This window comes from uncultured Christiangramia sp., from assembly GCF_913046405.1.
GTDB classification, from domain to species: Bacteria; Bacteroidota; Bacteroidia; order Flavobacteriales; family Flavobacteriaceae; genus Christiangramia; species Christiangramia marina.
In genome coordinates this window covers 1-10,201 of the sequence record NZ_CAJWRQ010000104.1, presented here as the reverse complement: position 1 = coordinate 10,201, position 10,201 = coordinate 1, and the positions used below count along the sequence as shown (strand labels likewise).

Below are 10,201 nucleotides of genomic sequence, written 5' to 3'. Positions count from 1 at the left end.
TTATTCAAATCCCCGATGGTTGGAACATTCTACCGAAGACCTGGACCAGAAGAGCCTTCCTATGTTGAAGTAGGTTCTAAAGTGAAAGCAGGAGATGTTCTCTGTATCATTGAGGCGATGAAGGTGATGAACGAAATCAAAGCTGACGCAGCCGGCACCATCGATGAAATTCTTCACGAAGACGGCGACACAGTCGAATACGGACAGCCTTTATTTAAGATTACATAATCCTTTCGCAGAATGATTAGTAAAGTCCTCATTGCAAATCGCGGGGAAATCTCTCTGCGAATAGCACGTGCTTGCAGAGAATTAGGAATAGGGACACTTGCTGTTTATTCTGAAGCCGACGAACAATCTCTTCACGTCCAACTGGCAGACGAAGCCATTTGCATTGGTCCTCCCTCAAGTGCTGAAAGCTATTTGAGAGGAGATCGGATCATGAGCGCAGCCGAGATTGCAGATGTGGATGCCATTCACCCTGGCTACGGCTTCCTCTCAGAAAACGCCGACTTCGCGGAGCAATGTGAAGCCTGTAACATTCTTTTCATTGGCCCACGTTCGGAAACCATTCGAAAGATGGGGGACAAGGCTCTTGCTCGAGAAACTGTTTCGAAGGCGGGAGTTCCGATTATTCCCGGAAGCGACGGACCGGTAGAAAATGAGAAGGAAGCTTTGAGAGTAGCCAAAAAAATTGGGTTTCCGGTCATAATCAAAGCGGTATCCGGAGGTGGCGGCCGAGGAATGCGCATTGCGCACAACGCTGTATCCTTCACCAAAGAATTCCTCACCGCAAAGATGGAAGCAGAAAAAGCGTTTGGTGACGGGACGATGTATGTTGAGAAATATCTGGAAAACCCTCGGCATATAGAATTCCAAATACTTGCCGACAAACACGGCAAGATTTTGCACCTAGGAGAGCGAGACTGCTCTGTACAGCGAAGACATCAGAAAGTTGTGGAAGAAGCACCTTCAGTGGTTCTTGACGATGACTTGCGGGCAAAAATGGGGGAGGCAGCAGTAAAAGTTGCCAAGGCCTGTGATTATGTAGGTGCTGGAACTGTAGAATTTTTGTTTGATGAGAACAGGAATTTTTACTTCCTGGAAATGAATACGAGATTACAGGTAGAACACCCTGTAACCGAATATATAACGGGTGTGGATCTTGTTGAACAGCAGATCAGGATCGCTCGTGGGGAAGCAATTGCCTTTACTCAGAATGACTTAAAGATCAAAGGACACGCTATGGAACTCCGCGTTTATGCTGAAGATCCTCTGGAAGATTTTATGCCAAGTACGGGAACCCTTGAAAAATACCAGATTCCGCAGGGTGAAGGAATTCGAATGGACAATGGTTTTGAAGAAGGAATGGAAGTACCTATCTATTATGATCCCATGCTTGCAAAATTGGTGACCTATGGTAAAACCCGGGAAGAAGCGATCGAGGTAATGATCAAGGCGATCGACAATTATATCGTGGAAGGTGTTTCCACAACCCTTGCCTTCGGAAAATTCGTTTTCCAGCATGATGCCTTTAGAAGCGGTGATTTTGACACCCATTTTGTCAAAAAATATTATTCGCCGGATGCGCTGAAAGAAGAAACAGAACAGGAAGCCAGACTGGCAGCATTACTGGCGCTGAAACAATATTTAAATGATAAGGAACAGCTAAGGCTGCCTTCAAACTAATTCTATATAATTCAGAATCATACGAATGAGTCAGAATCTAGAAAAATTAAAAGAAAAAATTGCTGAAGCCCACAAGGGTGGAGGTGAGCAAAGAATAGCCAAGCAACACGAAAAGAAGAAACTTACCGCCAGAGAGCGCGTAGATTATCTTCTGGATGAAAATTCCTTTGAGGAAATCGGTATCCTGGTGACCCACCGTACGACCGACTTCGGAATGGAAAAGCAGAAATTCTATGGTGATGGGGTTGTTACAGGTTATGGAACAATTCACGGTAGGTTGGTGTATGTATTTGCACAGGATTTCACGGTTTTTGGAGGTTCACTTTCAGAAACCCACGCCGAGAAGATCTGTAAGATCATGGACATGGCCGTAAAGGTTGGAGCACCGCTTATTGGATTAAACGATTCCGGAGGAGCAAGGATCCAGGAAGGGGTTAAATCTCTTGGGGGTTATGCAGATATCTTTCACAGGAACGTAAAGGCATCGGGCGTAGTTCCTCAAATTTCAGCTATTATGGGGCCATGTGCCGGTGGCGCTGTGTACTCGCCAGCGATGACCGACTTCACCCTGATGGTAGAAGATACTTCCTATATGTTCGTTACCGGTCCAAACGTGGTGAAAACGGTAACTAATGAAGAGGTGACTTCCGAAGAACTTGGAGGAGCCAGCACACATTCAACAAAATCAGGGGTTACGCACGTGACTGCTGCAAACGATATCATTTGTCTTGAAAATATCAAGCAATTGATAAGTTACATGCCGCAGAATAACAAAACTGCACCAGAAAAGCTGGAATTTAAATTAGGCGATGAGCACAGGGAAATACTGGAAAGTATCGTGCCCGACAGTTCCAATAAGCCTTATGATATGCATGAAATCATTCATGGTATCATAGACACAGATTCCTTTTTCGAAATTCATAAAAATTACGCTGAGAATATTATTGTTGGTTTTTCGAGAATTGGAGGACGTAGTGTCGGGATCATTGCAAACCAGCCTATGAGTCTTGCTGGAGTATTGGATGTAGACGCTTCCAAAAAAGCAGCGAGATTCACCAGGTTCTGTGATTGCTTTAATATTCCGCTATTGGTGCTGGTTGATGTACCAGGTTTCCTTCCGGGAACAGATCAGGAATGGAACGGGATCATCCTGCATGGCGCAAAATTGTTATATGCATTGAGTGAGGCGACAGTTCCAAAAGTTACGGTGATCACCAGGAAGGCGTATGGTGGTGCTTACGACGTAATGAATTCCAAGCATATTGGAGCCGATCTTAACTTTGCCTGGCCAACTGCGGAAATTGCCGTAATGGGAGCAAAAGGAGCTTCGGAAATTATCTTTAGGAAAGAGATATCACAAGCAGAGGATCCGGAAAAGAAACTGGCAGAAAAGGAAGCTGAATATGCTGAAAAATTTGCCACTCCTTTCGAAGCTGCACAACGTGGCTTTATCGATGAGGTGATCATGCCGAAGGATACGCGTAGAAAGTTGATACGTGCGTTTAGTGCACTTGAAAATAAAGCGGTTTTAAGACCGGATAGAAAACACGGTAATATCCCGTTATAGGGAATGTCAAATCACTTGTAAATGCTGAATGGGAATTCAGCATTTATTTTTTACTGAAATTTAAAAATGATGAAATTCAATAAGATCGTTCTGGTAGACCATACAAAAATGAACGAGGAGTCCATAAATAAACTGAAGGAATTTTCAGATAACGGGGTAGAGGTATATGACGATTACCCGGAAGATGAGCAGACAATTATAGATAGGATTGGCGATGCAGAAGCAATTATCGTATCCTGGCATACTCAAATCACTGAAAACATCATAGACTACTGTTCCAGCTTAAAGTATATAGGAATGGCTTGTAGCCTGTACGATGATGAATCTGCAAATGTGGCGGTGAAGTTTGCACGGGATCGCGGGATCGAAGTGTGCGGTATTCGCGATTATGGAGATCCTGGTGTAGCTGAATTTATAATTTCTGAATTGATTCAGTTATTAAATGGCTATTCTGGTAAACAATGGAAACACATGCCCCGGGAGCTAACCGATCTTAAAATTGGGATCGTAGGTCTGGGAACTACCGGAAAGCTGCTGGCAGATTGCTTAAAGCCGTTTGGAGCAGATCTTTACTATCATAGCAATACCAGGAAACAGGATTATGAGAAGAAAGGTTTGAAATATCTCGAATTACCGGAACTAGTGGAAACCTGTGATGTACTAAGCTTTCATTTGCCAAAAAATACTCAGGTAATGACTTCGGAATATCTTCAGAAGTTTGGAAATTCTAAAATTGTTATCAATACCAGCCTGGGGCTTCCTTTTGAACTTGATAGCTTCAGTAACTGGATAGCGCAGGAATCCAATTTTGGGATCTTCGATGGTGATGGTGGGAAAGAGCTTTCCGAAGAAATAAAGAAAAGAGATAATGTGATCGCCCACGATAAAAGTGCAGGCTGGTCTTCCCAAACTCTTGTAAGGCTTTCTGAAAAAACACTACAAAATCTGGCAGACTTTTGTGAAGATAGATAGTGTAACCATTGTTACTTAAATATCGGTGCACTTCTCGCACTTTTGCAATCAATAAAAAATAATTATGGATCTAATTTTTCAGGGTTGGCCCTGGTATGTGGCTGGACCGCTTATCGCACTCATTATGTTTCTCCTCATTTTTATGGGGAAGCAGTTTGGAATGTCTTCAAACCTTCGAACTTTATGTACTATATGTGGAGCAGATAAATCTGCCGGCTTTTTTGATTTTAACTGGAGAGCTCAAAAGTGGAATCTTGTGGTGATCGTTGGAGCCGCCATTGGTGGTTTTATAGCGATGAACTTTCTAACCGTAGATCCTGCAGTGACCATTAATCCAGATACGGTCGCAAATCTTAATGAACTTGGTTTTTCTAGTGCTGGTGAGGCATATCTTCCAGATGAATTATACGGTATTGATGCTCTTACAGACTGGAAAGCGCTTAGCATTCTGATAATTGGAGGATTTTTGATAGGTTTTGGTGCTAGATGGGCTGGTGGATGTACTTCTGGACACGCGATTTCAGGACTTAGTAATTTACAGTTGCCTTCGTTGATCGCTGTAGTTGGATTTTTTATAGGTGGATTATTTATGATCCATGTGTTGTTCCCTTTAATTTTTTAAGAGATGAGAGTAGTAGGATATTTAGTAATAGGAATCATGTTCGGTATTGTAATGTTCAAGTCTGAAGCAGCTTCCTGGTTCAGGATCTACGAGATGTTCAGGTTCGAGTCATTCCATATGTATGGAATCATAGGTTCAGCTCTAGTCATTGGCGTACTTGGGACTTTACTGATCAAGAAAAAAGGAATGAAGGATGTTCAGGGTGAACCAATCACTTTTCAGCCAAAAGAAAAAAGTTTCAGTAGATATATGTATGGCGGAATTATTTTTGGATTGGGATGGGCGCTAGCAGGAGCCTGCCCGGGACCAATTTATACACTCATTGGTGCAGGTTATGTAGCCGTGATCGTAGTTTTCCTGGCAGCAATGCTTGGAACCTATGTTTATGGGCTATTGCGCGATAAACTTCCACATTAATCAATTGACATAATATAAAAAAGCTTGCTGAAATTTTAAATTTCAGCAACTTTTTTAATTAAATCTAAACTCTGGAAATAAGCTCTGGCTAATTCATTTTTTCAGCCTTCATATATAATTCCTGGGTCCGAATTTTATCTATCATTTCTTTACCTTTTTCAGCAACAGCTTTCCACTTTTCAGAATTATGGATCTTATCATAGGTAGCTGAATCTGGCCAGACACCTTCCATAAAATAGCTGTAATCATTATTCTCTGCGATTTTGTACAAATGATAACCGGCTTCCGGGTATACTTCTTCACTAATCGCATGATTCATTTCCTTAAGGAAATCACTTACTTGCTTCTCACTAACATCATCCGGAAGCTTGAATAAGTGCAGACTTTTTTTACCAGCTGCTTTGGTATTGTTCTTTAGTTCTATCTGAATTACTTTAAACGAGGTATCACCAATGTTCATAGGTTCGTGTTTGGTTTTGTCCACCCATAAAACATCTCCGCTATTTCCCTGCATTTTAAGCGTCTTTCCCTCACCGGTTTTCATACTCGCAGTATGCTCGGTAAGAAACACGGCTACTCCTTCAGGATGCGTATGCATTTTTGAGGATTCCCCGGCATTGTAGTTAATTCGAAGAACTCTAACCTGGTCATTTTCAAGTTCTACCTTGTAATGTTCAGGATCGATCTTTATCGCATCCTGTGCATGTATTTTTATTACTGAAAACAGGAAGAGTAAGGTAAAAACCTGAATTCCTGAATACTTTAAAGATATTATATTCATTGTCTAGATAGATATTGATAATTTTATATTTCTAATATCCGCAGATTTTGCTAAAGTACTCCATTAGCACTTTGAGGTTCCTGTCTACAAATTACTACTCGATGGAATCCTGCATGCTTCTCGATTCTTCCAGCATTCTAAGAGCATCGTTCATTCCGGCATTATCGAAATAGAGATATTCCTTTACGATCTTTCCATCCTCAAATCTGGCGGTTATATGCACCGGGATCACGATCATTGAATCGTTTTCTGCGATCGTACCTTCCCATTCACCCCAGAAATTAACCCAGGTTTCACCGGCATCTGTCACCACCATTTCAAATTCATTTTCAGAATCCACGAAATCATAGGAAGAAAGTGCCGAGTTATTCTGCTTGTGCATAGCTACCGCGGCAGATACATCTATTGATTCCCGACTATTATAAAAAAGTTCTACGCTGTCTGCGAAGTGGGATTGATACTCATCCCATTCTCCGTTCTCATAATTCTGCAGAACATTTTTAAAAGTATTGATCTGTTCTGAATCTTGCGTGTACCGGATCTTTTCTTCCTTCTTATTATTCTGATCACAGGAAATAAGGAGAAATATGCATGAAAATAAAATGAATAGATTTTTCATAATCTTAATTTTCAGCCTGGTAAGAGATCTCTGGTTTAACATGTCCTGTAACAACTTCACGTTTAGAGAACACTTTCTGTATTTCTGAAGACAGTTTTTCACCCTCTTCACCAAGTAACTCTCCATTCTCTTTTCGCATTTTTTCTACGGAAGCAGCATCTTTACCAGATACGGCTACCATAAAATAGGAATCCATAGTTCCGAAGCCACTTCTATAAAGTCGGTAGTAAGCTTTTGAATCTTTATCTTCATAAAGTTTTCTGGCAGCTTTAGCCATCTCTACAGCTTTATCCGTTTTTCCCGGAGGAATATGGTAAAATACAAGCTCTCTGTAATTCATTCCTTCCATCCTTTGATCCATACCTTCAGGCATATATGAATGCTCTTTGTCAAGATTTAGAATATAATCTCCGTGTTTGGTAAAAGTTTCAGCAAATGGCTCAAATAGCTTTTGGAAAGCTTCCTCGCCCATTTTTTCCTGCAGGTCTTTGAACGGATTCTTATCCAGTTCAGCGAAATTGTCAATTTCCGTGAGGTACATTACGCGATTATCATCTGCCTGAAACGCCAGCCATTCCATGCCTTCCATATTATGCTCTTTAGCAGCTTTCAGCAAGGCTTTATCGGCTTCTATATGCTTGTCCATCATACCGTCTTTCACATGATCTTCATGCACTACATACATTTGAAAATTATCACCTTGAGCTGTCAATGGACTTGTTGAACATAGCGCAAGAGCCAGGAGAATCGAAAAGGATCTTAGTAACTTCATTTGGTCTGGTTTTTATGGTTAATAAATATTAATTTAGGAAGTAATTCATTGTATATAAGTGCGTTTTGGACGTAACTAGCCAAAAAATGTCCGGGCGTAGCTAAAAAGTTTCCGAAGAAAAAATGTTGGAAAATGGCGGGATAAAGATACAGGGCTATATTACCTGTAAATGTTGAAAAAGCTCCGTTCTCATATTTTTACTAAGTGGAAGCGATCGAGATGCGATGAGGACATGATTGCTTCCAATCTCATCGATATGAGAGAGATTGGCGATATAAGATCGATGAATTCGTAGAAAACGTTTATCGGTAATTTTGTCGTTGACATCTTTCAGGGAACAAACCAGAAGAAATTTTTTATTCCGTGAATATACCTTACAGTAATTTCGATCTGCTTCGATATAGTGAATATCATCAAGCGAAATTCTAACCATGGTATCCTGGCAGCGAACAAAGATGCGGTCTTTCAGAATAAGTTGACAGTCTGTTTTCGCTGGCTTTTTTCTTAATCGGTCAAGCGATTCTGAAATCTCCTCTTTGAATAATCGTTTCTGATCTTTCAGTTTATTGAAAATTAACTTCTGAAGAGACTTTGTTTTGCTTCCGTTGAAATACAGGACTGAATGTTCTTCTTTCGAAGGATTGGATTCAAACCCATTCAGCTGACCTTCAAGACGATCTTCCATGAGAATAAGATCGGGGACATCCTGTTCTATAAAATGGAGTGCATCTTTTGCTCTTGAGAATATACCTGTGATTTGATAGCCCAGTTTGTTAAGCCGCAAAGATAACTTAGCGGCCATGGGAATATTTTTTTCAACAATAACGATTTTCGCTTGCCTGGTCATTCATTAAAAGTATACTATAAATATACTGAAACTATTGATAACCAGTGAGGTATGATAGTTATTATCTTATTCTTGAACTTCCGGGAGAAGTAGGGTAGAAGGAGGGAAGCGTGATCTTATATTTGACCACGACCAGTCTTATGCTAATTACTGTAAGCGCGGTAGCGAGGTAAATAACGTCGGTATTCATTCCCAGGTCGTAAAGTGTAACATAGGCAAGTGCACCAATAAGGCAGGCAGTGGCATAGATTTCTTTTCTAAATATCACCGGGATTTCATTACAGAGAATATCCCGAATCACACCTCCAAAAGTCCCGGTCATAGCTCCAAGTGCAACAGATATGATAGGATCCAACCCGTTCTGTATTCCGGTTTCTACTCCGGTGATGGTAAAAACACCAAGTCCAATTGTATCAAATAGAAATAGTGATTTTTTCAAATAGTTCAGCTTATTTCTGAAGATGATCGCCAGAATTGTTACTACACCTATAAGATATATGTACATAATGTTTTCCATCCAGGTAACTGGAGTATCTCCAATTAGAATATCCCGCACAGTTCCACCGCCAATCGCTGTAACGAATGCAATAATAAAGATACCGAAGAGATCAAGTCTACGGTTCATGGCAGATAAAGCACCAGAAATCGCGAATGCGATCGTACCAAGGATATCCAGGATGCTAAACAAACTTATTTCCATACTTGGCAAAGGTAGTTTTATCTTTTAAATTTGCCTGATTGTGTGATAGTTTCGTGCTTATTTTGGCTTCCTATTTAGATATAGATTAAGTTAATATCTATTTTTGTAAGTTTTAGTGCAAACTACCTACTTTTATAACACAGAAAATCAAAAGATATGAGTGATACTATCGAAAGAATAAAATGCCTGATCATAGGTTCAGGTCCTGCAGGTTATACTGCAGCGATCTATGCCGCAAGGGCAGATATGAAACCAGTTATGTATACCGGAATGGAACCAGGCGGACAGTTAACTACTACCACAGAAGTTGACAATTTTCCAGGTTATCCTGAAGGTATAGATGGTCCAAAAATGATGATGGATCTGCAACAGCAAGCTGAACGTTTTGGAACAAAGGTGAGAATCGGAATGATCACTGAAGTTGACTTTTCTAAAGAAGTAGGCGGGATCCACAGAGCTCTTGTAGATAATAAGACCTGGATCGAGGCTGAAAGTGTGATCATATCTACCGGGGCAACTGCCAAGTATTTAGGTTTGCCTAGTGAGCAAAAGCTTAGAGGTGGAGGAGTATCTGCATGTGCAGTATGCGACGGGTTCTTTTATAAAGGCCAGGATGTTGCTATCGTAGGTGGTGGAGATACCGCTGCGGAAGAAGCTACTTATTTATCGAATATCTGTAATAAAGTGACCATGCTGGTTCGTAAGGACTATATGAAAGCTTCAAAAGCAATGCAGCACCGTGTGGAAACTACCAAGAACATTGACCTTCGTTACAATACAGAAGTCGATGAGATCTTAGGTGAGCAGGTAGTAGAAGGGCTTAGAATGGTGAATAACCAGACTGGAGAGAAGGAAGAAATCGATATTACAGGATTCTTTGTTGCTATTGGACATAAACCGAATACCGATATTTTCAAAGGTTGGTTAGATATGGACGAAACTGGTTACGTGATTACCGAGAGTAAGACCACCAGAACTAATATCCCAGGTGTTTTCGCTTCTGGTGATGTTCAGGATAAGGTTTACAGACAGGCGATTACCGCAGCTGGAACAGGTTGTATGGCAGCACTGGATGCCGAAAGATATCTTGCTGAGATCGAAACAGAAGAAGATATTCAAAAGCCACAAACTAGACCTGAAACAGTTTAACTCAGGTAGTTTATAAAAGAAAAAAGTCCCGCAATTGCGGGACTTTTTTTTGATACTAACTTAAGATAT

General features: G+C 40.8%; 12 protein-coding genes. 7 read left to right on the top strand and 5 right to left on the bottom strand.

Annotated features, from left to right (window positions below; genetic code table 11):
* The 6 genes from accB to QZ620_RS12055 form a co-directional block, all read left to right on the top strand.
* Positions 1-228: acetyl-CoA carboxylase biotin carboxyl carrier protein (accB, locus tag QZ620_RS12080; protein WP_295181996.1), on the top strand; the 228-nt coding region annotated here is incomplete at its 5' end.
* A gap of 15 nt (positions 229-243) precedes the next feature.
* Entirely contained in the window at positions 244-1,686 is a 1,443-nt protein-coding gene (accC, locus tag QZ620_RS12075; protein ID WP_295181999.1) for an acetyl-CoA carboxylase biotin carboxylase subunit, read from the top strand.
* 25 nt (positions 1,687-1,711) lie between these two features.
* A complete protein-coding gene (locus tag QZ620_RS12070) occupies positions 1,712-3,253 on the top strand; it encodes an acyl-CoA carboxylase subunit beta (RefSeq protein ID WP_295181993.1) in 1,542 nt (513 codons plus the stop codon).
* A gap of 66 nt (positions 3,254-3,319) precedes the next feature.
* Positions 3,320-4,225 carry an NAD(P)-dependent oxidoreductase gene (locus QZ620_RS12065; protein WP_295181990.1) on the top strand — a complete coding sequence of 302 codons (906 nt, stop codon included), beginning with the start codon at positions 3,320-3,322 and terminating at the stop codon, positions 4,223-4,225.
* A 64-nt stretch (positions 4,226-4,289) separates the two neighbouring features.
* A complete protein-coding gene (locus QZ620_RS12060; protein WP_295181988.1) occupies positions 4,290-4,847 on the top strand; it encodes a YeeE/YedE thiosulfate transporter family protein in 558 nt (185 codons plus the stop codon).
* 3 nt (positions 4,848-4,850) lie between these two features.
* A complete protein-coding gene (locus tag QZ620_RS12055) occupies positions 4,851-5,264 on the top strand; it encodes a DUF6691 family protein (protein WP_295181984.1) in 414 nt (137 codons plus the stop codon).
* A gap of 88 nt (positions 5,265-5,352) precedes the next feature.
* On the opposite strand, the gene QZ620_RS12050 is transcribed toward QZ620_RS12055, so the two are convergent.
* The 5 genes from QZ620_RS12050 to QZ620_RS12030 all read right to left on the bottom strand — a co-directional run bounded on the left by QZ620_RS12050 (position 5,353) and on the right by QZ620_RS12030 (position 8,983).
* A complete protein-coding gene (locus QZ620_RS12050; protein ID WP_295181981.1) occupies positions 5,353-6,045 on the bottom strand; it encodes a hypothetical protein in 693 nt (230 codons plus the stop codon).
* 94 nt (positions 6,046-6,139) lie between these two features.
* Positions 6,140-6,664, bottom strand: a complete 525-nt coding sequence (locus QZ620_RS12045; RefSeq protein ID WP_295181979.1) for a hypothetical protein — start codon at positions 6,662-6,664, stop codon at positions 6,140-6,142.
* A gap of 4 nt (positions 6,665-6,668) precedes the next feature.
* Positions 6,669-7,436, bottom strand: a complete 768-nt coding sequence (locus tag QZ620_RS12040; RefSeq protein ID WP_295181976.1) for a hypothetical protein — start codon at positions 7,434-7,436, stop codon at positions 6,669-6,671.
* Between the two features lie 154 nt (positions 7,437-7,590).
* A complete protein-coding gene (locus tag QZ620_RS12035) occupies positions 7,591-8,238 on the bottom strand; it encodes a LytTR family DNA-binding domain-containing protein (protein ID WP_295181973.1) in 648 nt (215 codons plus the stop codon).
* Between the two features lie 106 nt (positions 8,239-8,344).
* Positions 8,345-8,983: a trimeric intracellular cation channel family protein gene (locus tag QZ620_RS12030; RefSeq protein ID WP_295181969.1), complete on the bottom strand. Its 639-nt coding sequence runs from the start codon at positions 8,981-8,983 to the stop codon at positions 8,345-8,347.
* A 156-nt stretch (positions 8,984-9,139) separates the two neighbouring features.
* Here QZ620_RS12030 and trxB point away from each other — a divergent pair, with 156 nt between their 5' ends.
* Positions 9,140-10,132 carry a thioredoxin-disulfide reductase gene (trxB, locus tag QZ620_RS12025; RefSeq protein ID WP_295181966.1) on the top strand — a complete coding sequence of 331 codons (993 nt, stop codon included), beginning with the start codon at positions 9,140-9,142 and terminating at the stop codon, positions 10,130-10,132.
* Positions 10,133-10,201 lie beyond the last annotated feature (69 nt).